Consider the following 21,975-nt stretch of genomic DNA (forward strand, 5'->3'; position numbering starts at 1 on the left):
GTCTGTGGCCGAGGGGGCTTCGACAAGCTCAGCCTGAGCGGAATTTAAAGACCTGCTCTCAACACCGCTCAGGCTGAGCTTGTCGAAGCCCCTCGCGCCGGGGCGCTCCGGCCGTCTAAAGAATGCCCGGCAGATCCAGCCCCTTCTCCGCCGCGCAATCCCGCGCGATTTCGTAGCCTGCATCGGCGTGGCGCATGACGCCGGTGGCCGGGTCGTTCCACAACACCCGCTCCAGACGCGCCGCCGCCTCGGGCGTACCGTCGGCGACGATCACCATGCCCGAATGCTGCGAGAAGCCCATGCCGACGCCGCCGCCGTGGTGCAGCGACACCCAGGTCGCGCCGCTCGCGGTGTTGAGCAGGGCATTGAGCAGTGGCCAGTCCGAAACCGCGTCCGAACCGTCTTGCATGGCCTCGGTCTCGCGGTTGGGCGAGGCGACCGATCCGCTGTCGAGGTGGTCGCGGCCGATCACCACCGGGGCCTTCAACTCGCCCTTCGCGACCATCTCGTTGAAGGCGAGGCCGAGACGGTGGCGGTCGCCCAGACCCACCCAGCAGATGCGCGCGGGCAGGCCCTGGAAGTGGATCTTCTCGCGCGCCATGTCGAGCCAGTTGTGCAGGTGCGCGTTGTCGGGCAGCAGTTCCTTCACCTTGGCGTCGGTCTTGTAGATATCCTCCGGATCGCCCGAAAGCGCGGCCCAGCGGAACGGCCCGACGCCCCGGCAGAACAGCGGGCGGATGTACGCGGGCACGAAGCCGGGGAAATCGAAGGCGTTCGCCACGCCCTCGTCCAGCGCGACCTGGCGGATGTTGTTGCCGTAGTCGGTGGTGGGGACGCCCGCTGCCTGGAAATCGAGCATCGCGCGCACGTGCTGCGCCATCGATGCCTTGGCGGCCTTGGCGACTGCCTCGGGTTCGCGCTCGCGCCGTTCGATCCATTCGGCGACGGTCCAGCCTGCGGGGAGGTAGCCATTGATCGGATCGTGGGCGCTGGTCTGGTCGGTCAGCAGGTCGGGGCGGATGCCGCGCGCGTAGATTTCGGGCAGCAGTTCGGCGGCATTGCCCAGCAGGCCGACCGAGACGGGCTTGCCGTCCGCCTTCGCCTGATCGATGATCGCCATGGCCTCCTCGATGGTGGTGGCGGACTTGTCGAGGTAGCCGGTGCGCAGGCGCATCTCGATCCGGCTGGGCTGGCACTCGATCGCAAGGCACGATGCGCCCGCCATGACGGCGGCCAGCGGCTGCGCGCCGCCCATGCCGCCAAGGCCCGCTGTCAGCAGCCACTTGCCCGAAAGGTCACCGCCGTGGTGCTGGCGACCCATCTCCACGAACGTCTCGTAAGTGCCCTGAACGATGCCCTGCGTGCCGATGTAGATCCACGAACCGGCGGTCATCTGCCCGTACATGGCAAGGCCGCGCTTATCGAGTTCGTTGAAATGCTCCCAGTTCGCCCAGTGCGGCACGAGGTTGGAATTGGCGATCAGTACGCGCGGCGCATCGGCATGGGTGCGGAACACACCCACCGGCTTGCCCGACTGCACCAGCAGCGTCTCGTTGCCTTCAAGGCGCTGGAGCGTCTCGACGATCCGGTCGTAGCTCTCCCAGTCGCGCGCGGCGCGGCCGATGCCGCCGTAGACCACCAGTTCCTCAGGGCGCTCGGCGACGTCGGGGTGGAGGTTGTTCATCAGCATGCGCAAAGGCGCCTCGGTGAGCCAGCTTTTCGCGGAAAGCTGCGTGCCGGTGGCGGGCTTGATGACGCGGGTATTGTCGATACGGGTCATGTCAGGCGTCCTGAAGGGCGAAGGCGCGGGCGGCCTTCATGATCTGGGAAAGGATTTCGGTGAGCGCGGCAGCGCGTGCTGGATCGAAGGCGGGCGGCCAGTTGGCCTCGCTGGGCACCTCGGGCTCATCCATGTAGCCCCGGATGGCGAGTTCCATCTGGATGGCGTGAATGTCCTTGTCGGGCTGGCCGTAATGGCGGGTGGTCCAGCCGCCCCGGAAGCGGCCGTCGAGGACGTGGCTCTCGCCCGATTGGGTGCAGATGCCTTCGACGACGGCCGCCAGCGCGGGATCGCAGGTCTTGCCGCCGTTGGTGCCGATATTGAACTGCGGCAGTTCGCCGTCGAACAGGCGCGGTACATGGCTGCGGATCGAGTGCGCGTCGTAGAGCACTACCCGGCCATGGACGGCGCGCAGCCGCTCGATCTGGGCCTGCAGCGCGGCATGGTACGGATCGAACCAGAGCGCGCGGCGGCGGGCGATCTCGGCTTCGTCGGGGGTATCACCGGCGTAAAGCGGCTCGCCGTCGAAGGTGGTCGTCGGGCACAGTTCGGTCGTCGCCTGCCCCGGATAGAGCGAGGCGCCCGAAGGATCGCGGTTGAGGTCGATCACGCTGCGCGAGATGCGCGTGCTGACCAGCGTGGCGCCAAGATCGGCGGCGAAGGCGTAGAGTTCGTCCACCCACCAGTCGGCATCGCGCCGCGCCAGCCACTCGGACGCGAAGAGGTGCCCCACGTCGGCAAGCTGGGTGCCGACGTGGGGGAAGGCGACGATGAGGGGGGCGTCGCCTTCTACGATCTTGAGCCAATCGCTCACGCCACACCCGGCAGGCTGTCACCCGCCGAGGCAAGCAGCGCGCCCGAGCGGATCAGCAGGTTCGCGGCCTCCATGTCCGGGTGGAAATGGCGATCGTCCTCCAGCGTCGGCACCTGCTCGCGAAGGGTCGCGCGGGCGGCTTCAAGCGCATCGCTGGACGCGAGCGGGGCGTGGAAATCCACCCCTTGCGCGGCGGCGAGCAGTTCGATGCCCAGCACGGCGGTCGCGTTCTCGGCCATGTCGAGCAGGCGCCGCGCGCCGTGGGCGGCCATCGAGACGTGGTCTTCCTGATTGGCCGAAGTCGGGATCGAATCCACGCTGGCCGGATAGGCGCGCTGCTTGTTCTCGCTGACCAGCGCGGCGGCGGTCACCTGCGGGATCATGAACCCCGAATTGAGGCCGGGGCGCGGCGTCAGGAACGCGGGCAGGCCGGACAGCGCCGGGTCCACCAGCATGGCGATGCGGCGCTCGGCGATGGAGCCGATCTCGCAGATGGCCATGGCGATCATGTCGGCGGCGAAAGCGACCGGCTCGGCATGGAAGTTGCCGCCCGACAGCGCCTCGTCCGTCTCCGGGAAGATCAGCGGGTTGTCGGAGACGCCGTTGGCTTCGATCTCCAGCGTGGTCGCAGCCTGGCGCAGAATGTCGAGCGCGGCGCCCATGACCTGCGGCTGACAGCGCAGGCAGTAGGGGTCCTGCACGCGCGCGTCGTTCTCCAGATGGCTGGCGCGGATGGCGCTGCCGATCATCAACCCGCGCAGGGCATCGGCGACTTCGATCTGGCCGCGATGCCGGCGCAGCGTGTGGATGCGCGGATCGAACGGGGTGTCGGAGCCTTTGGCGGCCTCGGTCGAAAGCGCGCCGGTGACGAGCGCGGAGCGGAACAGCAGTTCGGCCTCGAACAGCCCGGCCAGCGCGTTGGCGGTGGAGAACTGGGTGCCGTTGAGCAGCGCCAGACCCTCCTTAGGCCCCAGTTGGGTGCTGCCCAGTGCCGCTCTGTGCAGCGCCTCGGACGCTGGCAGGCGTTCACCCTGATAGAATATCTCGCCCACGCCAATCATCGTCGCGGCCATGTGCGACAGCGGGGCAAGGTCTCCGCTCGCGCCGACCGAGCCCTGGCGGGGCACTACCGGGGTCAGCCCCTTGACCAGCATCGCCTCCAGCAGCGCCACCGTCTCTGGCCGCACGCCCGAGGCGCCCTGCGCCAGACTGGCGAGTTTCAGCGCCATCATCAGCCGGATTACCGGCACCGGCGAGGGCGTGCCCGTGCCCGCCGCGTGGCTCAGCACGATGTTGCGCTGGAGCGTCGCGAGGTCTTCGTCGCCGATGCGCACGCTGGCGAGCTTACCGAAGCCGGTGTTGATGCCGTAGACCGGCGCGCCTTTGGCGAGGATGCGCGAAACGGCGGCGGCGCTCTCCGCCACGCGCGGCGCGCAGGCCGGGTCGAGCGAGACGGCAGCGCCGCGATAGATCGCGCGCCAGTCCGCCAGCGGGATGTCGCCGGGGGTGAGCAGGACAGGATTCATTGACCACTCCAGATGCGGGCATGGAGCGGATTGAACCCCATGCGATAGACCAGTTCGGCGGGACGCTCGACGTCCCAGATGGCAAGGTCGCAGCGCTTGCCCGCCTCCAGCGTACCGCGATCGGCAAGCCCGAGGGCGCGCGCGGCATGGCGGGTGACACCGGCAAGGCATTCGGCGACGGTGAGGCGGAACAGCGTCGCGCCCATGTTCATCGTCAGCAGCAGCGAAGTGAGCGGCGACGTGCCGGGATTGCAGTCGGTCGCCAGTGCGATGGGCACGCCGGCCGCGCGCAAGGCTTCGATCGGCGGCAGCTTCGTCTCGCGCACGAAATAGTACGCGCCCGGCAGCAAGGTGGCGACGGTGCCTGATGCGGCCATGGCGGCGATCCCGGCCTCGTCCAGATGTTCGAGGTGATCGGCGGACAACGCCCCGTGCCGCGCCGCCAGCGCCGCGCCGTGGAGGTTGGAAAGCTGCTCGGCATGGAGCTTCACCGGCAGGCCATGGCGCGCGGCGGCGGCGAACATGCGCTCCGTCTGCGCCGGGGTGAAGCCGATGCCCTCGCAGAAGGCGTCCACCGCATCGGCAAGGCCGAGCGCGGCGACCTCGGGCAGAACTTCGTCGCAGAGCAGGGCGATGTAGCCGTCCGCATCGTCCGCGAACTCGGGCGGCAGGGCGTGCGCACCGAGGAAGGTGGTGGCGATGGACACCGCGCGCTCCTCGCCCAGACGGCGGGCGGCGCGCAGCATGCGGATCTCGCTGTCGCGGTCGAGGCCGTAGCCGGACTTGACCTCCACCGTGGTCGCGCCTTCCGCGATCAGCGCGTCGAGGCGGGGCAGGGCGGCGGCGACGAGTTCGTCCTCGCTGGCGGCGCGGGTGGCGCGCATGGTGGAGACGATGCCGCCCCCGGCCCGCGCGATGTCCTCGTAGGAGGCGCCGCCTAGGCGCATCTCGAACTCGGCCGCGCGGTCACCGCCGTGGATCAGGTGGGTGTGGCAGTCGATCAGGCCTGGGGTGATCCAGCGACCTTCGCAGTCGACGATCCGCTTTGCATCGAGGGCCGGAGCCTCTGCCGCAGGCCCGGCATAGGCGATCACGCCATCCTTCGCAGCGATCACGCCATGGTCCACCGCGCCCATGCCTTCACCCGCCATCGTGGCAAGCCGGGCGCCTTTCCAGACGGTGTCGTACAGCATGATTCCGTGGCCCTCGTTTGCCTCGCCCATTGTGATTGCACCGTTCAAAATTAATGTATAGACAAAAAATCGAAGCAAGGAGCAGATTCATGTCGGCAAGGTCGGGTGGGCCGCACAGGTCGTTGTTTTTCGAGCATTGTCTGCTGCCCGAAGGCTGGGCGCGGCGTGTCCGCGTCACGCTGGCGCAGGGCCGGATCGCCGCCATCGCGGCGGGTGCGGAGCCTTCGCCCGAGGACGAGCGGCACCTTTGCGCGTTGCCCGGAATGCCCAACCTGCACAGCCACGCCTTCCAGCGCGGCATGGCCGGGCTGGGCGAGCGCCGTGGCCCGTCGAACGACAGCTTCTGGACCTGGCGCGAGATCATGTATCGCTTCGTCCAGCGCATGACCCCGGACGACGTGCGCGCCATCGCCGCGATGGCCTATGTCGAGATGCTGGAAGGCGGCTTCACCCGCGTCGGCGAGTTCCATTACCTGCACCACGACCGCGAGGGCCGCGCCTTCGCCGACGTCGCGCAGATGAGCGCGGCGGTGCTGGCGGCGGCCGGGGACACCGGCATCGGCATGACGCTGCTGCCGGTGCTCTACAGCTACGCCGGGTTCGGCGCGCAGCCGCCGAGCACCGGGCAGGCGCGCTTCATCAACGATCTGGACCGCTACGCACGGTTGTTCGAAGGCGCTCAGGCCCATGCCCGCGCGCTGCCCGATGCCGTGGTCGGTGTGGCGCCGCATTCCCTGCGCGCCGTTTCGCCCGATCAACTGCGCGATCTCGAACCGCTGGCGAAAGCCCGTCCGGTCCACATCCACATCGCCGAGCAGGTGAAGGAAGTGGACGACTGCCTCGCATGGAGCGGCCGGCGCCCGGTCGAATGGCTGCTGGACAATGCCGAAGTGGACGGACGCTGGTGCCTCGTCCACGCCACGCATATGACGAAAAGCGAAACCGTCGCCGCCGCGCGCAGCGGCGCGGTGGCGGGGCTCTGCCCGATCACTGAGGCGAACCTCGGCGACGGGCTGTTTCCGGTGGAGGGGTTCCTGCAGGCGGGTGGCCGCTACGGCATCGGCAGCGATTCCAACGTCCTGATCGACACGACCGAGGAACTGCGCCTGCTCGAATACGGCCAGCGCCTGACCCGCCGCGCGCGCAACGTCATGGCCCGGGAGAGCGGGCGCTCCACCGGCGCGGATCTTTACGCAGGCGCGCTGACGGGCGGGGCGGCGGCATTGGGCGTCGAGGGCGGCATCGCGGTCGGCCTGCCTGCCGACATCGTCAGCCTGAACCTCGACCATCCGGCCATGCTGCACCGGGCGGGCGATGCGATAACCGACAGCTTCGTCTTCGCCGCCGGGCGCTCGGCCATTGACTGCGTGTGGCGCCATGGCGACAAGCTGGTGAGCGAAGGGCGCCACCGCGCCCGCGACCGGGTGGTGCGCGACTATGCCAAGGTACTGGAGACACTGATCGCGTGAGAATGCCCCTTCACGAACGCATTCGATCCGATTTCGAGGGCCGCATCCTCGGCGGCGAACTGGCTCCCGGAGACCGCCTGCCGATCGAGCAAGAGCTGATGCAGGAATACGGCTGCTCGCGCATGACGGTGAACAAGGCGCTGTCCGCGCTCGTCGCGGCGGGGCTGATCGACCGTCGCAAGCGGGCGGGGACCTTCGTAGCGCGCCCCAAGGTCCACTCGATGGTACTCGACGTGCCCGACATCGCTGCGCAAGTGCGCGAGCGCGGGCAGGACTATGCGTTCGAGCCCATCCGCCGCCGGGTGCGCCCCGCTAGTGATGATGAGGAGGAAGTGCTGCTCGCGGGTGGCGGGGAACTGGTCCACATCGACGGCCTGCATCTGGTGGACGGCGCGCCGCTGGGCGTGGAGTTCCGTCTGGTGAGCGCGGCGGCGGTGCCGGAGATCGTCGGCGCCGACCTCGACGCGGTGCCTCCGGGTACGTGGCTCCTGCAGCACGTCCCCTGGACCGAGGCGGAGACGCGCATCTCGGCCGTCGGTGCGCAGGGCGAGGAAGCGGAATGGCTGGGCGTGGCGGCCGGAACGCCGTGCCTGTGCGTCGAGCGCCGGACGTGGCGCGGCTCGGAGCGGATCACTTACGTGCGCCAGTTGTTCCTCGGCGATGCCTACGACATGGTGGCGCGTTTCGGGCCGGGCGCTTCGGGGCGGTAATACCCCAAAGGCGGCTTACCATGCGCGTCATCCCGGCGCAGGTTGCCAGTCACAGCAACACTTTAAAACACATACTTTTCCCGGCAGGCAACCAAAGGCACATCCCGCCTTCAGTAACCCCTTCGAAGGCCCGACCCTTGCGCGCAGTCTGATCCAGTGTGCGAGGCGAGATTGATTCGGAAGCGTCTTATTCTTTTCACCGGCTGCGCCGCCTCGGCACTTGCAGGTTGCGCGACGGCGCATCAGCCATTGGCCAACGCTGAAGATGCCGCCATCCGCCATTTGTCCGTTTCACGACTTCCTGCGGTCGGGACGATCAGCGAGCGCTTCCTCTCCTACAACGTCGAAATGCTGGAACTGACAGGTGGGCGCTTCTGGAAGCCTTACGGCAGCACCAACGGTTCCAAGACCGATCTTTACGAGGATCGTCCCCCGATCGACTTGCAGAATTCCCGGCTGCGCGTGCTCGCCAGAGCGCTTGGACCGGCTTACGTCCGCTATAGCGGTACATGGGCCAACGGGACGGTCTTCTCCGATACCGAAGCGGCGCCTGCGACCGTGCCCAAGGGATACGACGCGGTTCTCACCCGCCGGCAGTGGCGACAGGCCGTTGAGTTCGCGCGCGATAGCGGCGCCGAGATCGTCGCGTCGATGCCCACGAGCCCGGGATCGCGGGACACTGATGGAAATTGGACACCCGAAGCTGCCGAACGGCTGTTCGCCTATACGCAGAGCCTTGGCGGCAGGATCGCGGCTTCGGAATTCGCGAACGAGCCCAATCTCATCGGCGGCACCAAGCCCCCGACCAACTACGATGCGGCGCGCTATCGCGCGGATTTCGGGCGGTTTCACGACTGGCTGCGCAAGCGGTCGCCTGATGCGCTCATCCTCGGGCCGGGTGCGTTCGAACTGGGCAAGGGCAGCGCCTTTCCGCCGTTCATCAAGATGCTGCCGACGGCGGATGTGGCGTCCATGACGGCGCATCGACCGGACGCGGTTTCCTTCCATTTCTATGGGGCACTGTCCCAGCGCTGCAACGGCCGGAAGGACATTGATCCGCAGTCGGGCGCATGGCTCTCGACGATCGACACGGCGATTGCGGACACCCGCGCGCTGCGCGACCGGATCAGCCCCGACGCGCCCTTGTGGCTGACCGAGACCGCCGACGCGGCCTGTGGCGGCAATCCGCAGGCGAAGACTTTCGCGGATACCTTCCGGTTCGTCGACCAGCTTGCCGCTTCGGCCCGGCAGGGCGTGCAGGTCGTCATGCACAATACTTTGGCGGCGAGCGATTATGCCCTGCTCGACGAACACGATTTTGCGCCCCGGCCCAACTATTGGGCGGCCTGGCTCTGGCGCAGAACGATGGGAACGACAGTGCTCGACGGCGGCGGCATCGTCGGGACTGACGGGCTGAGGATCTACGCGCATTGCCAGCGTGGACGACCGGGCGGGGTGACGGTTCTTGCCATCAACCCGGATCGAACGAGTGCACGTTCGCTGCGGGTGGATGGACGCGCGGAGGTCTTCACCCTGACTCAGCCGGACGGCCAGCCGGGCGGCGCGGCGCTGAACGGCGTGGTGCTCGAACTGGGGCCGGGTGACGCCTTTCCTCGCATGACGGCACGGCGGCAGCGCGGGGGCGTTACAGTGCCTGCGTCGAGCATCACCTTCATCACGATACCGGATGCAGCCAACCCGGTATGCGCGGCGAAGGGCTGATCCGCGCTTTCCTACAAGGTGCGCGGACCGGTACGTTGCGCGGCATGAACTCGCCGCTCGCTTCTTCCCGTCACAAGGTTACACATCGGGTCCGCAAGGTGACACTTCGAGCGCGCAAGGTGACACATTTTGCGCCGGATGTGTCACCTTGTGTGCCCAAGGTGACACTTTTCGGCCCAAGGTTACACCTTTTCCCTCTGGACCGTGTAAACCGTGTAAACCTGCGTCACCTTGTGAAAAAAGGGGCGCCGCCATCGCGACGCCCCCAAGGGTGGATCACTTGCCCGCGCTGTCGGGGTAGAGCGTGTTGAAAAACGCCTTGTAGGCCCCGTGCGACTGGCCCCGCCACTGCGGGCGGAAGCCGTAGAGGTAGACCTTGCCCTTGCCGTACTCGACGACGACGGCGGCCGCCTTACCCTGGATCGCCTCAGGGTGGAGCAGGACGCCGCTGCGCAGCGGATTGCCGGTGGGGGCGTAGGAGGCGAGCACCTCGCCCTTGAAGCCGGGCTTGGGTGCGAACGCGGGGCCACGCTCGAACATCACGATGGGGTCGATGGGCATGCCCGCCGCCATCTTCGTGCCGGGCGTCAGCTGCACCTGCAGCAGCGCGCCGGAGCAGAAGAAGAAGTCGGCCTTGGCGTCCTTGAGGATGTTGGTCACCGGCAGGTCGAACAGGTCGATCACCGCGTCCGACGCATTGTTCAGCGCCACCAGCGTACCGCCGTTCTTTACGAAGTCCTTGAGCTTCTTCGCACCGTCCTCGCCGATGCCGCCGGCGTAAGGGGCGGGCATCTGGTTGGGGCTGAACCCGTCCATCAGCGAGGCGAGGGGGCCTTTGTACTTGGACTCGAAGTCGGCGGCAGGCGCGGTGTCGCCGGGGCGGGATTTGCCCGGAGCGGACATGTCGGGCAGGACGATGGTGTCGTACTTGCCCGCAAGGCCCGCCTTGACGTCGGCGTTGTAGACGCTCTTGGCGCCGAAGTCGTACTGCTCCAGCAGCCAGCGGGTCCAGCCTTCGTCAATGTTGGAGCCCCACGGCCGGTAAAGCGCGACGCGGCCCTTGCGCACTGCCTCGCCCGCCAGTTCGCCGGTGTTGGCCACGACATTGACGCTGTACTGCGCGGCGATCTTGCCCATGGCTTCGGGCGAAAGGCCGGTGATGGCGATCTGGCCCTCGTTCCAGCGCGCCTTGCCGCCCGCCGCCAGCGCCGTGTTGAGCACGCGGTAGCTGTTGTTGACGTGGCGATCGACGATGTAGCTGGTGCCGGTCCCGCTGATCCCGCCGGTGGGCGGCGTCGCGGCGTCTACCTTGGTGAGCGCGCCGCGGACGGCGGCATCGAGCGGCTTCTCGACGCGGTCGACGCGCACGCCCATATGCATCGGCAGGGTCCAGCCGGTGACGTCGTAAGGCAGGTCGGCCGGGTTGCCGTCCCCGCCGAGGATCGCATCGGGGTACTTCTGTGGATCGAACAGCTCACGCGCCAGCCCGGCGAAAGGCTGGTCCATCGGCACCACCCAGCTGCCCGCCGGATAGTTTTTCTCGCCGATGGAGACGGGCGCAGAGGTCTGCATCACGTCGAGGCCGTGCGAAATCATCAGCTGCGCCAGCGAGGCTGCTTCAGGCAGATCGGGCTGGTTCGCCGGGATGACGTAGGCGCCCGGGCCGCCCTTCGCTGCGGCGGCGATCATGTCGCGGCCCGCCTGATAGCGGTTGAACAGCAGCGTCTCGCGGTACTTCTGCGCCGTTTCCAGCACCGACATCGACGCGGTCAGCATGTAGTCGACCGAGTTCTTCAGGTGCCACTCGCCGCCCTGCCAGGGGTGCGGGTACATGATCTGGGCCTTGAGATCCTGCTGCGGCTTGGGGAAGTCGCTGACCTTCCAGGTCTTGGGCGTCGCGCTGTCGTGCGCGGTCTCGGTGAAGAACGAGATCGTGTTGCGGAAGACGTGGATGTAGTCGAGGAACCCGGCGTACCAGTTGTCGAACCGGGCCTGCGCGATGGCGCCGGGCTTACCCTCGGTCTCCATGCGGGTCATGATGTTGGTGCCGATGGCGTTGGTCCAGATCCGCATGTACGGGCTGATGTTGGACGAGACCGGATCGGCGAAGGGCGGCACCCAGATGCGCGCGGGGAACGGCGCGACCTGATGCTGGCTGTACCAGATCACCGGCGCGTAGTCCTGCTCCGTCGCGTTGACGACCTGGCTCTCTTTCATGTTGAGCATGTAGCCGTCGCGGTTGTTGTCGTGGCCGACATATTCCTGATAGAGCCAGGGCGTACGGCTGGTTTCCCACTTCGTGCCGCGCTGCTTGCGGTACCAGTCGACCACCATGTCCTGCCCGTCCGGATTCAGCGTGGGCCACAGGACGAGCACGACGTTCTTGAGGATGCCGTCGACTTCGGCGTCGTTCTTCGCCGAAAGCAGCTTGTGCGCCAGCGCCAGCGGCAACTGGTGGTCGGACACTTCGCTGGCGTGCATGCCGCCGTCGATGTGGACGATGATCGGGCTTTCGGCGGCGAGCTTTTTCGCCTCCGCGTCGGTCAAGCCGCGTGCGTCGCCGAGGCGCTTGGAGATCGCCTTGTACTTGTCGAAATTGGCGATGTTCTCAGGGCTGGAGATGACGGCGTAGACGAAGGTCTTGCCGTGCGTGGACTGGCCGCTCCGGAACAGCTTGATGCGGTCCGAGGCCTTGGCAAGCGCCTCGAAATAGCGGACCGAGTCTTCGTAGTTGGCGAGGTAGTAGTCCTCGCCGACCTCGTGGCCGAGCACGTCCTTGGTGCTCGGCACATTCTGGGCAAGCGCCGGGGCACAGAGCCCCAGCGCCGAGGCGGCCATCAGGACGCGCGCGAGGCGCGCCGACTTGTGCGTTTTCATGTGCTGGAACTCCGTGAGCAGATCAAAATGAGAAGGTTTCCGATCCCCGCTTCGTTATTGCGAGGCCCGCCAGGGCCGCGGCAATCCAGAGCGGCGTGGCACCCGCCCTGGATTGCTTCGCTACGCTCGCAATGACGAAGTCGGGGTGAGCATCAGAAGCTGCGACGCACGTTCACGCCGATGGTGCGCGGCGCGGCCGAGGTGGCGGCGTAGCTGTTGGGCGTGGACGACATCGAGGCGCGGTTGATCGCGACCGCATCGAAGACGTTGTTCACGAACAGGTAGATGCCCGCATCGCTTTCCGGCAACTCGAAGCCGACGCGCAGGTTGGCGAGGGCGTAGCTGTCCATCTTCACGCGGTAGACGTTGGTCGGGCGGAACTCCGAGTAGGACGCGCCGACGTAATTGACGTCCGCGCGGGCGAAGAACTCGACCGTGTCGCTGACCGGCGTGCGATACTCCGCGCCCACCGATCCGGTGAAGTGCGGGATGTAGGGGATGCGGTCCCCGGCGCGGCCCGCAGCGACGACGGCGTCGCTGACCTGGTCCTGGGTCAGCTTGGCGTCGAGGTAGTTGCCTGCAAGGTTGAAGGTCAGGCCCGGCGCCGGGCGGATGAACGCTTCGGCCTCAAGCCCGCGGATGCGTGCGGCACCGGCGTTCGACAGGAACGAGAACGCGCCGTTGGTGGTGCGGCCGCTGACCTGCATGTTGTCCCAGTCGATCTGGAACGCGGCGAGGTTCAGCGTCAGCGCGCGGCCCAGCAGGCTGAGCTTGCTGCCCACTTCATAGTTCCACAGCTTGTCCGACTGGTACGGGGTGAGGTCGGCGGAAAGGCCGATCACCTGGTTCGCGCCGCCCGGACGGAAGCCCTGCGATGCCGTCGCGTAGAACAGCATGTCGGGGTTCGCCTGCCACGAGGCATTGAACTTGAGCAGCGTGCCGTTTTCGGAGGAATCCACGGTGTTGACCGGGCGAACCGGCGCGCCGATCAGCGTCCAGCCGATGTCGGTGAAGCCCGAGACGGTCTTGTCGTAGTCGTAGTAGCGGATGCCCGCCGTCAGGCTGAGTGCGGAGGTGACGTGGTAGGTGCCTTCGCCGAAGACCGCGACCTGCTTGAGCTTGTCGAAGATCTCGCGGCGGTAGAACAGCTGCACCGGGAAGATGATCTCGCCGGTGGCGTCGTCGGCGCGCGCGTCGGACGAGGTGACGTCGTTCTTGCGGTTCTGGAAGAAGGCGCCGACGGTCCAGTCGAACACGTTGTCGCCGGTGGAGCTGAGGCGCAGTTCCTGCGTGAAGTCCTTGGTCGAGCCGGGGTAATAGATCGCCGCAGGGCTCAGGCTGTCGATATAGCCGTAGTAGCTCGAAAGCTGGTCTTCCGAGCAGGCGCCGCCCGCGTTCACATATGTCGCACAGCGCGCGGCGGTACGGTAGGTGCCGATGTAGTAGCTGTCGTCGGCGGCGTAGGCCGACTTGCGGTGCTGGTAGCTGGTGATCGAGGTCAGGTTGGCAAAGCCCACGTCCCAGTTCGCGGTCAGGCTGTAGAGCTGCGACTTGTCGGTATAGGGCAGGTTGACCTGCGCCGCCGACTTGTAGCGGCCCACCGCCGGGTTCCAGGTGGCGGAGACCGCATCGGTGTTCTCGAACGCGGCGGTGCCGTCGATCGTGAAGTTGGAAGTCGGCGTGAAGCGCAGCATCAGGCGGCCGCCGGTGGCGGTGTAATCGTTGACGTTCTTGCGGTTGAGGAAGGTGTTGTCGATGTAGCCGTCGCTGTCACGGCGGTAGAGCACCGCGCGCGCGGCCAGCACATCCTTGACCAGCGGCACGTTGACCATGCCGTTGACGAAGTAGCCGAAGCCGCCGCCCTTGGTGGTCATCGCCTGGCCCTCGACGGTGCCCTCGTATTCCTGCGTGGGCTTGTTGAAGATCACGCGGATCGCGCCGCCCATCGAGCTGGCGCCGTAGAGCGTGCCCTGCGGCCCGCGCAGCACTTCGATGCGGTTGACGTCGAACAGGGTGAAGTCGGCGGTGCGACCCGCCGCGTCGCTCGACACGCCGACCGAGCCGGTCACCGGGGTGTCGTCGTAATAGACACCCACGGTCGCCTCGCCCGATGCCTGGACGCCGCGAAGGCTGACGCGGCGCTGGCCGGGGCCGTTGTCCTGAATGCGCAGCGAGGGGACGAACTTGGCGTAGTCGGCGATGTTGGTGACGCCGGCATTGGTCAGCGTCTCGCCGGTGAGGGCGGTGATCGCCATCGGCGTGGTCTGCACGGTGGTGTCGCGGCGCAGCGCGGTGACGACGATGTCGGTGCCGTTATCGGTCGCCTCTGCGGCGGTTTGCGCATGAGCGACGACAGGAGTGATGGCGGAGAGCGTGAAAACGGCGGAACCGACCCCGCAATTCAGGAAGGCGCGACGAAACTTGCTGTGAACGGTCATCGACAATCTTTTCCCTCAATATGGCGAAGGCGGCTTCTTTTGGCCGGTAACCTTCATCCCTGTTGACGACTCGCATAGTGCCGAGTCGATAATGTATATACAAGAAATATTATTGCTCAAAAAATGAACATAGAGCAGCTCAAGTTGCTCATTTTTTGTGCATTACCACGCGGACGGCGGCGGCGCCCCGAAAGCCGATGCAATGGGGAAGGTCAAGGCCGCAGTGCGGCGAAACCCGAAATCGACGGAAGCTGCGGTGCTATTTCCTCGCACGGCGTGGCCGCATCGCGTCCCGCATGGCGAAGCTGGAATTGATGCGGGTGACGCCGGGCAAGCGAGACAGCACTTCGCCGTGGATCGCTTCGTAGGCGGCGACGCTTTCCGTGCGCAGGCGTAGCCAGTAGTCCACGTCACCGGTCATCAGGAAGCATTCTCGCACTTCGGGGCACTGTCGTACTGCATGTTCGAAGCGGGACAGATAGTCGTCCGTCTGGCGGTCCAGCGTGACCTGGACGACGACGTCGACCCCGCGTTCGTCATCATCCTCTGGCCCGGTCAGCACGGTGTAGCCGCGAATGACGCCGCGGTCTTCCAACAGGCGGATGCGGCGAAGGCATGCCGATGGCGACAGGCCCACCTCTTCGGCGATCTCGGAATTGGGACGTCGCCCATCCAAACGCAAAAGGCGAAGAATCGCACGATCGACGGCATCGGCGGCAATTGGCATGATCTTGTGATTTCTCCGCATTATCGTGTGCAAAGTCTCATAATATGGCAAAATATTGGAGCATTTGGCAGCCTATTTGCTTCGTTATGCGATACGATTCACTCATCGGATCGCCAAGGGGGCTTCGTGATCACCGCCACACGCCTGACTATCGACATGGAAGCTCTCGCAGCCAACTATCGCCTGATCCGCGACCGGGTGGCGCCTGCGCAGGCGGGCGGGGTCGTCAAGGCGGATGGCTACGGCCTGGGGGCGGTCACCGTGGCGCGAACCCTCATCGCTGAGGGTTGCGCCCACCTTTTCGTCGCCCTCTTCAGCGAGGCGGAAGCCCTGCTGCCGCATCTGACGGGCAAGGCAGCAGTCTACGTACTCAACGGCCTGCTTCCCGGGCTTGATGCGCGGTGCGCCGACCTGGGTGCCATTCCGGTTCTCAATTCGCTGGATCAGATCGAACGCTGGTCCGCTCAGGCGCTCCTGCGCGGCGAGACGCTGCCTGCCATCCTTCAGGTCGATACCGGCATGTCACGCATGGGGCTGCCGCCTGACGAGGTTGCGCGCCTGATCGCCACACCAAGCCTGCTGGACGGCATCGAGCTGCGCTTTATCATCAGCCATCTCGCTTGTGCGGATGATCCGGCTGACCCGGCCAACGCCGCCCAGCAAGCCCGCTTCGGCGCCATTGCCGCGCATTTTCCCGGCGTACCTCAGGCGCTCGACAACAGCGGGGGAACGTTCCACCCACGCGGGCATTTCGACCTCGTGCGCGCAGGTATCGCCCTTTACGGCGGCAACCCAGGGACCGGGCCGAACCCGATGCAGCCGGTCGTGGGGCTGGAGGCACCGATCGCGCAGTTGCGCACCATCCCGCCGGGCACGGGCGTCGGTTATGGCCTGACCTTCCATGCCTCGCGAGAGACACGCATAGCGACGATACCGGTGGGCTATGCCGATGGCTGGCCGCGCTGCCTCGGCAACCGGGGCGCTGCCTATGTCGCGGGTGTGAGGGCGCCTATCGTCGGCCGGGTGTCGATGGACAGCATCACCCTCGATGTCACCGACGTTCTGGCCGAATACCTGTATCCCGGTGCTCCGGTCGAACTGATAGGGCCTCATCAGAGTGTCGATCAGGTCGCGGCCGATGCCGGCACGATCTCCTACGAAATCCTCACCCAACTCAGCCGCCGCTATGATCGGGACTACCGTCCCGTCCGACCGCCCGCCCTTGATCGGAGCAACAACGCATGAAGATCGTCATTCTCGGCAGCGGCGTCATCGGCGTCACCTCGGCATGGTATCTGGCCGAGGCGGGCCACGAGGTGATCGTGATCGACCGGCAGGAGGGGCCTGCGCTGGAAACCAGCTTCGCCAACGCCGGAGAAATCTCGCCGGGCTATGCCTCCCCGTGGGCTGCGCCGGGGATTCCGATGAAGGCGGTGAAATGGCTGATGATGAAGCACGCCCCGCTGATCCTGCGGCCGCATGCCGACATGGCCATGCTGCGCTGGCTCGTCGCCATGCTGGGCAATTGCAATGCGCGGGACTACGCCATCAACAAGAGCCGCATGGTGCGCCTTGCCGAGTTCAGCCGCGACTGTCTGATCGCGCTGCGCATGGAGACAGGCATCCGCTACGACGAGCGCAGCCAGGGCACCTTGCAGCTGTTTCGCGAGGAAAAGCAGCTCGAAGGTATCGGCAAGGACATCGCTGTCCTGAAGGCTGACGGAGTTCCCTTCGAAGTGCTGGACCGCGCGGGATGCATCGCGGCGGAGCCCGGCCTCGCCGCCAGCACCGCGCCGATCGTCGGCGGGCTTCGCCTGCCGCACGATGAGACGGGCGACTGCTTCAAGTTCACCAATGCCCTGGCGGCTATGGCAGCAGCGAAGGGTGTCGAATTCCGCAATGGAATCAACATTCAGCGTCTTGTGGAGGAGGACGGCCGGATCGTCCGGGTAGACACCGACAAGGGCAGTGTCTCCGCCGATGTCTTCCTCGTTGCGATGGGCAGCTTTTCGCCGCAGGTGGTCGCACCGCTGGGCATTCGCCTGCCGGTCTATCCGGTAAAGGGCTATTCGCTCACCGTGCCGATCGTCGACGAAGCGCGCGCGCCCGTATCGACGCTGCTGGACGAGAGCTACAAGGTGGCGATCACGCGCCTCGGTGACCGTATCCGGGTGGGCGGAATGGCGGAAATCTCAGGGTTTTCGCGCGACCTTCCGCCCGCGCGCCGCGCCACGCTCGAGCATTCGGCGGGCTCGCTGTTCCCCGGCGGCGGCGATCTGGAGGCGGCGAGCTTCTGGTGCGGACTGCGGCCGATGACGCCTGACAGCACGCCGGTGATCGGCCCGACATGCATTCCCAACCTGTTCCTCAATACGGGGCACGGCACGCTGGGCTGGACCATGGCGTGCGGTTCGGCCCACGTCATCGCCGATCTTATCGGCGGGCGTCGCCCGGCAATCGAGGCTTCCGACCTCGCCATCAGCCGCTATTGAGCGGCACACAACGGCACTCAACGGCACACAGAAGGGCCAGACATGACCATAACCCGCATCGATCAGGGCACCCGCATGAGCGAAGCCGTGATCCATGGTGACACCATCTATCTCGCCGGCCAGATCGGCGTCTCCGGTGAAAGCGTCGCCGAGCAGACCCGCGTGGCCCTTGCCGAAATCGATGCGCTGCTGGCCCGGACCGGGAGCGATCGCGATCACCTGCTGTCGGCGACCATCTGGCTTGCCGACATGGCCGACTTCGAGGAAATGAACTCGGCCTGGGACGCCTGGATCGCCGGGCACCCGGCGCCCGCCCGCGCGACCGGCGAGGCGCGGCTGTTCGAGCCGGGCTACAAGGTCGAGATCATCGTGATCGCGGCCAAGGCATGACCGACCAAGGGTAACCGGCCAGGCGCCCCTTGCCGCGCCGGAGCGCCTGTCAGGGCAGGCGCTTCAGCGTGGCAAGGTCCACGGCGTCGCCCATGGCCTTCAACCCGGCGTCGTTGGGGTGGAGGTGATCGCCCGGATCGAATTCGGGCCTCAGGTCGGCGGGCGCGGCGGGGTTACGCACCGCCGCGTCGAAGTCCACCACCGCGTCGAAGACCTTGCCGCTGCGGATCGCGGTGTTCACCGCCTGTCGCACCCGCTCCTTGACCGGCGACATGTACCCGGCGCGCAGCGCGGGCGTGATCGTGCCGCCGAGCACCTTGATGCCGAGCGCATGGGCGCGCGCCACGAACTGACGATAGCCATAGAGCAGCTGCTCCGGCGTCACCGCGTCGGGGCCGGTCTCCGTCCCCGCGCCGATGTCGTTGATGCCTTCCAGGAAGATCACGTGCGTGACGTTGGGCACGCTCGCCACGTCGCGCCAGAAGCGGTCGAGCGCGGAAGTCGCGCGGCCGGCCCGCAGCACGCGGTTGCCGCTGATCCCCATGTTGACGACACTGCAACGCTGCGCGGCGGGAAGGGCGGCGAGCCGTTCGGCAAGGCGCCCCGGCCAACCGCGCGTCTGCGGCGAGAGCCCGAGGAAGCCGTCCGTGATCGAGTCCCCGAAGGCGACTACGGTGCAGGGCGCCTGCGTAGAGCGCACCGATACCAGCGAAAGGTAGGGCCTGACCTTGATCGGCGAGAACGTTGCCCCCGGGGTCGCCGGTGCGAATGCCATCTCCATGCCAAGGTTGGTCCTGCCCGGCCGCGTGGGCGTGGAGAACGTTACGCTGACAATCACGTCCTGCGCATTGTGGAACGGCGCCAGGATCGGATCGCTGACGACCGTACCGCCCCTGGGCAGCGCCACCGCCTGAAGGCCGGAGAACCGGATCGGATGGACGGGGTTGGTCCCCATCTCCGTCCCAACCGGGCCGGAGGGGCTGGCGATCGTCACCGAACCGATGGCGATCGGCTTGTCGCCTTCCGCGTTGCTGAAGCTTAACTGCAATGCATCGCCGGACTGTGTCAGACGCACGCGATAGCGGTATGTGCCGGCGGGCTGTTCCGGCTCGTTAGTGCCGCTGTCGGCGGGAGCGTAGCCCCATGCACCCGCCCATACCGGAGCGGCCGAGGCAGGAGTGGCGATCAGGGCTGCGCCGCAAAGAGCGGCGAGGAACGTGGGCGTCTTCATGCGCTTCTCTTGTCGGAGCAATCGGGTCGCTGTCCAGCCCCTTTGGAGGCGGCCATGTGTGAAAAAGGGGCGTGGGGGCTGAACACTTCCACGTGGCTTGCCTGTCCTCGTTCGGCATCACCCTTCATCATCGCGCTTGGCCATTGGGCTTAACCATTTCCCTTCGTCATTGCGAGGCCCGAAGGGCCGAAGCAATCCAGGGCAGATGAGAACCGCCCCGGATTGATTCGCCAGGCTCGCAATGACGAACGGTTGACGCTCACGCCCCCCACTTGAGCTTCACGGCCAACAGCCGTAGCCGACAGCGAACGGTACGGCCGGCTGCTTACTTCTTCGGGGCCGGAACCACGCCCTTGGGCGCATTCGCCAGCGAACGGATCAGGTCGACCTCGGCCTGACGGTAAGGCGTGCCGTCAGTGTGGAACACTTCGTGGAACCAGATCGTCGGCTCTTCCATCGTGTAGGGCTTCTTCCAGGAATCCCATGGCATCCGGGTCTGGGTCTTGCCGTCCACGAAGCCCCAGTTGATCATCGCCACGTTCTCGCGCTTGCCGATCGGCAGCGAGCCGTCGAAGGTCGAGCCGTTGCCGCGTGCCATGAATTCGGTACACAGGATCGGACGGCCATAGACCTTGAGCTGGTTCACGCGGTCCTGGAACTTCTCGGGCCAGTTGTAGTCGTGGAACGAGATCACGTCCGACTGGGTGAGCTGCAACTGCTCCATCGGGGTGAGGGCGCTGGCCGTCTTCCAGTCGTCATGCTGCCACACGCCCGAGGTGAGCGGCTGCGTCGGCTCGGCCTCGCGCGCCCAGCCGTAGACCTTGGTCAGCAGCGCGAGCACCAGTTCCTGCTTGCCTTCCTGGCCCTTGTACTGGTCGGCGCCGTTGTCGGGCTCGTTCCACAAGTCCCAGCCCAGCACGCGGTCGTCCTTGGCGAAGGCGCCTATCACGCCCTGGACGTAGGCCTTGAAGCGCGGCTCCTGCGAGGGATCGCGCATGGCGGGAAGGCCCGGGCCTTGCACCCAGCCCGAGTTGTGGACGCCGGGGATCGGCGGGTGCTGCGGCCCGAGCACCGGGTTCGGGTCCCAGCAGCTGTCGAACAGCACGAACAGCGGCTTGATCTTGTGCTTCGCGGCGATCGTCAGGAATTCGTCGATGCGCTTCCTGAAGCCCTCGGGGTCCTGCTGCCAGAGCTGGTCGTGCAGGAACACGCGCATGGTGTTCATGCCGATGCCTTCCGCCAGGCCCAGCTCGTAGTCGATGCGCTTGGGGTCCCAGGTGGCTTCCTGCCACATCTCCAGCTGGTTGATGGCATTGGCGGGCGCGAAGTTGGAGCCGACCAGCCAGGGCTGTTTGGCGTACCATGCCTTTGCTTCGGCCGGCGTCCACTGCGGGCGCGCTTCGGCCGGAACGGCGGCCATGGCCGCGACGCTCGCGAGCAGGGCGGTTGCGAGAACTTTCACAGGTATTCCCCTCTTATTCTGCGACAAAGAACTTGTAGGTGATGACGTTCCGGTAAGTCTTGCCCGGATCGAGACGGACCGACGGGAACTGCGGCTGGTTCGGGCTGTCCGGGAACAGCTGGGGCTCGAAGACGAGGCTGTCGCCCTCACGGTAGATCTGGCCGGACTTGCCGACGATCGTGCCGTCCATGAAGTTGCCCGAATAGAACTGGAGACCCGGTTGGTTGGACCAGATCTCGAAGCCGCGGCCCGAGGCGGGCTCGGTGACGCGGGCCATCAGGTGCTGGTCTTTCGTGACCGCATCGCCGACGACCCAGTTGTGATCGTAGCCCCGGCCGTAGACGATCTGCTCGTCCCTGCCTTCGCGGACGCGCGCACCGACAGGCGTGGGCTGGCGGAAATCGAACACGGTGCCCTCGACGCTCTTGTGCCGGCCGAGCGGAATCGCGGTCGCGTCGGTCGGCGTGAAGCGGTCGGCGGGGATGGTCAGGACATGGTCCATCGCCGTGCGCCCCGGCCCGGCGAGGTTCCAGTAGGCGTGGTTGGAGATGTTCACGACCGTCGGCTTGTCGGTGGTCGCGGTGTAGGTGATGGTCAGGTTGTCCTGCTCGTCCAGCGCGTAGGTCGCATCGGTGGTGAGCGTGCCGGGATAGCCCATGTCGCCGTCAGGGCTGACGTAGCGCATGGTGACGCTCGCGCTCTTGCCGTTCTTTACCTCGCGCACGGTCCATACGACCTTGTCGAAGCCCCTGGTGCCACCGTGCAGCGAGTTCACGCCGTTGTTGACCGGCGTGGTGTACTGCCTGCCCTCGAAGGTGAACTTGCCCCTGGCGATGCGGTTGGCCACGCGGCCCACGGTGGCGCCGAAGAACTGGCCATCCTTCGCGTAGCCGTCGAGGCTGTCGTAACCTACCGCGACGTCCACCGCCTTGCCGTCCTTGCCGGGCATCAGGACCTGCTGGATCGAGGCGCCCAGCGTCATCACGCGCACCGACATGCCCCTGGCATTGGTGAGGGTTACCGCTTCGACGGCAGTGCCATCCGGCATCGTCCCGAAAGTCTCGCGCTTCGCCTCGGCAGCAAGCGCGGAGGTGGAGGCCGCGCACAACAGGGCGGCGGTTGCCAGGGTCTTCAGCATCGTCTC

The 21,975-nt window shown here is 66.5% G+C and carries 16 protein-coding genes; 6 read left to right on the top strand and 10 right to left on the bottom strand.

Annotated features, from left to right (window positions below; all coding sequences use genetic code 11):
* Positions 1–115: 115 nt before the first annotated feature.
* Genes hutU through hutI form a run of 4 tightly spaced genes read right to left on the bottom strand, consistent with a single transcriptional unit; the run spans position 116 to position 5,313 of the window.
* A complete protein-coding gene (gene hutU, locus ACODRZ_RS07115) occupies positions 116–1,780 on the bottom strand; it encodes a urocanate hydratase (protein WP_488969182.1) in 1,665 nt (554 codons plus the stop codon).
* Between the two features lies 1 nt (position 1,781).
* A complete protein-coding gene (gene hutG / locus ACODRZ_RS07120; RefSeq protein WP_488969181.1) occupies positions 1,782–2,594 on the bottom strand; it encodes an N-formylglutamate deformylase in 813 nt (270 codons plus the stop codon).
* The gene (gene hutH, locus ACODRZ_RS07125; protein ID WP_488969180.1) at positions 2,591–4,120 is read right to left on the bottom strand and encodes a histidine ammonia-lyase; all 1,530 of its coding nucleotides are present in this window, start codon (positions 4,118–4,120) and stop codon (positions 2,591–2,593) included. The genes hutG and hutH overlap by 4 nt, the downstream gene beginning before the upstream one ends.
* A complete protein-coding gene (gene hutI, locus ACODRZ_RS07130; RefSeq protein ID WP_488969179.1) occupies positions 4,117–5,313 on the bottom strand; it encodes an imidazolonepropionase in 1,197 nt (398 codons plus the stop codon). Before hutI ends, hutH begins: the two co-directional genes overlap by 4 nt.
* A gap of 89 nt (positions 5,314–5,402) precedes the next feature.
* On the opposite strand from hutI, the gene ACODRZ_RS07135 reads away from it, so the two are divergent.
* From ACODRZ_RS07135 to ACODRZ_RS07145, 3 genes are all read left to right on the top strand, one after another.
* The gene (locus ACODRZ_RS07135; RefSeq protein WP_488969178.1) at positions 5,403–6,782 is read left to right on the top strand and encodes a formimidoylglutamate deiminase; all 1,380 of its coding nucleotides are present in this window, start codon (positions 5,403–5,405) and stop codon (positions 6,780–6,782) included.
* Between the two features lie 2 nt (positions 6,783–6,784).
* Entirely contained in the window at positions 6,785–7,492 is a 708-nt protein-coding gene (gene hutC / locus ACODRZ_RS07140; RefSeq protein ID WP_488969395.1) for a histidine utilization transcriptional repressor HutC, read from the top strand.
* 249 nt (positions 7,493–7,741) lie between these two features.
* Positions 7,742–9,214 carry a glycosyl hydrolase family 79 N-terminal domain-containing protein gene (locus tag ACODRZ_RS07145; RefSeq protein WP_488969177.1) on the top strand — a complete coding sequence of 491 codons (1,473 nt, stop codon included), beginning with the start codon at positions 7,742–7,744 and terminating at the stop codon, positions 9,212–9,214.
* 276 nt (positions 9,215–9,490) lie between these two features.
* On the opposite strand, the gene ACODRZ_RS07150 is transcribed toward ACODRZ_RS07145, so the two are convergent.
* The 3 genes from ACODRZ_RS07150 to ACODRZ_RS07160 form a co-directional block, all read right to left on the bottom strand.
* A complete protein-coding gene (locus tag ACODRZ_RS07150) occupies positions 9,491–12,091 on the bottom strand; it encodes a M14 family metallopeptidase (protein ID WP_488969176.1) in 2,601 nt (866 codons plus the stop codon).
* Positions 12,092–12,243: 152 nt separating this feature from the next.
* The gene (locus ACODRZ_RS07155) at positions 12,244–14,529 is read right to left on the bottom strand and encodes a TonB-dependent receptor (RefSeq protein WP_488969175.1); all 2,286 of its coding nucleotides are present in this window, start codon (positions 14,527–14,529) and stop codon (positions 12,244–12,246) included.
* A 259-nt stretch (positions 14,530–14,788) separates the two neighbouring features.
* Complete coding sequence (locus ACODRZ_RS07160; RefSeq protein WP_488969174.1) at positions 14,789–15,256, bottom strand: Lrp/AsnC family transcriptional regulator; 468 nt, start codon at positions 15,254–15,256, stop codon at positions 14,789–14,791.
* A 126-nt stretch (positions 15,257–15,382) separates the two neighbouring features.
* On the opposite strand from ACODRZ_RS07160, the gene alr reads away from it, so the two are divergent.
* The 3 genes from alr to ACODRZ_RS07175 are packed head-to-tail and all read left to right on the top strand — an operon-like array spanning position 15,383 to position 18,138.
* Entirely contained in the window at positions 15,383–16,501 is a 1,119-nt protein-coding gene (gene alr, locus ACODRZ_RS07165; protein ID WP_488969173.1) for an alanine racemase, read from the top strand.
* A complete protein-coding gene (locus ACODRZ_RS07170) occupies positions 16,498–17,748 on the top strand; it encodes a D-amino acid dehydrogenase (RefSeq protein ID WP_488969172.1) in 1,251 nt (416 codons plus the stop codon). Before alr ends, ACODRZ_RS07170 begins: the two co-directional genes overlap by 4 nt.
* Before the next feature lie 42 nt (positions 17,749–17,790).
* The gene (locus tag ACODRZ_RS07175) at positions 17,791–18,138 is read left to right on the top strand and encodes a RidA family protein (RefSeq protein ID WP_488969171.1); all 348 of its coding nucleotides are present in this window, start codon (positions 17,791–17,793) and stop codon (positions 18,136–18,138) included.
* A gap of 49 nt (positions 18,139–18,187) precedes the next feature.
* Here the strand turns inward: ACODRZ_RS07175 and ACODRZ_RS07180 are convergent, their stop codons facing one another.
* The 3 genes from ACODRZ_RS07180 to ACODRZ_RS07190 all read right to left on the bottom strand — a co-directional run bounded on the left by ACODRZ_RS07180 (position 18,188) and on the right by ACODRZ_RS07190 (position 21,969).
* On the bottom strand, positions 18,188–19,369 hold the full coding sequence (locus ACODRZ_RS07180; RefSeq protein WP_488969170.1) for an SGNH/GDSL hydrolase family protein: 1,182 nt from the start codon (positions 19,367–19,369) through the stop codon (positions 18,188–18,190).
* A gap of 325 nt (positions 19,370–19,694) precedes the next feature.
* Entirely contained in the window at positions 19,695–20,831 is a 1,137-nt protein-coding gene (locus ACODRZ_RS07185; RefSeq protein WP_488969169.1) for a glycoside hydrolase 5 family protein, read from the bottom strand.
* 13 nt (positions 20,832–20,844) lie between these two features.
* Complete coding sequence (locus tag ACODRZ_RS07190; RefSeq protein WP_488969168.1) at positions 20,845–21,969, bottom strand: aldose epimerase family protein; 1,125 nt, start codon at positions 21,967–21,969, stop codon at positions 20,845–20,847.
* Between the last annotated feature and the right edge of the window lie 6 nt (positions 21,970–21,975).

It is taken from the genome of Novosphingobium sp. FG90 (assembly GCF_057808725.1).

Bases quoted from the DNA above. Each gene is read 5' to 3' on its own strand.
- hutU (WP_488969182.1), bottom strand. From the start codon at position 1,780: ATGACCCGTATCGACAATACCCGCGTCATCAAGCCCGCCACCGGCACG.
- hutH (WP_488969180.1), bottom strand. From the start codon at position 4,120: ATGAATCCTGTCCTGCTCACCCCCGGCGACATCCCGCTGGCGGACTGG.
- hutI (WP_488969179.1), bottom strand. From the start codon at position 5,313: ATGCTGTACGACACCGTCTGGAAAGGCGCCCGGCTTGCCACGATGGCG.
- ACODRZ_RS07135 (WP_488969178.1), top strand. From the start codon at position 5,403: ATGTCGGCAAGGTCGGGTGGGCCGCACAGGTCGTTGTTTTTCGAGCAT.
- hutC (WP_488969395.1), top strand. From the start codon at position 6,785: ATGCCCCTTCACGAACGCATTCGATCCGATTTCGAGGGCCGCATCCTC.
- ACODRZ_RS07150 (WP_488969176.1), bottom strand. From the start codon at position 12,091: ATGAAAACGCACAAGTCGGCGCGCCTCGCGCGCGTCCTGATGGCCGCC.
- ACODRZ_RS07155 (WP_488969175.1), bottom strand. From the start codon at position 14,529: ATGACCGTTCACAGCAAGTTTCGTCGCGCCTTCCTGAATTGCGGGGTC.
- ACODRZ_RS07160 (WP_488969174.1), bottom strand. From the start codon at position 15,256: ATGCCAATTGCCGCCGATGCCGTCGATCGTGCGATTCTTCGCCTTTTG.
- ACODRZ_RS07170 (WP_488969172.1), top strand. From the start codon at position 16,498: ATGAAGATCGTCATTCTCGGCAGCGGCGTCATCGGCGTCACCTCGGCA.
- ACODRZ_RS07175 (WP_488969171.1), top strand. From the start codon at position 17,791: ATGACCATAACCCGCATCGATCAGGGCACCCGCATGAGCGAAGCCGTG.
- ACODRZ_RS07180 (WP_488969170.1), bottom strand. From the start codon at position 19,369: ATGAAGACGCCCACGTTCCTCGCCGCTCTTTGCGGCGCAGCCCTGATC.
- ACODRZ_RS07190 (WP_488969168.1), bottom strand. From the start codon at position 21,969: ATGCTGAAGACCCTGGCAACCGCCGCCCTGTTGTGCGCGGCCTCCACC.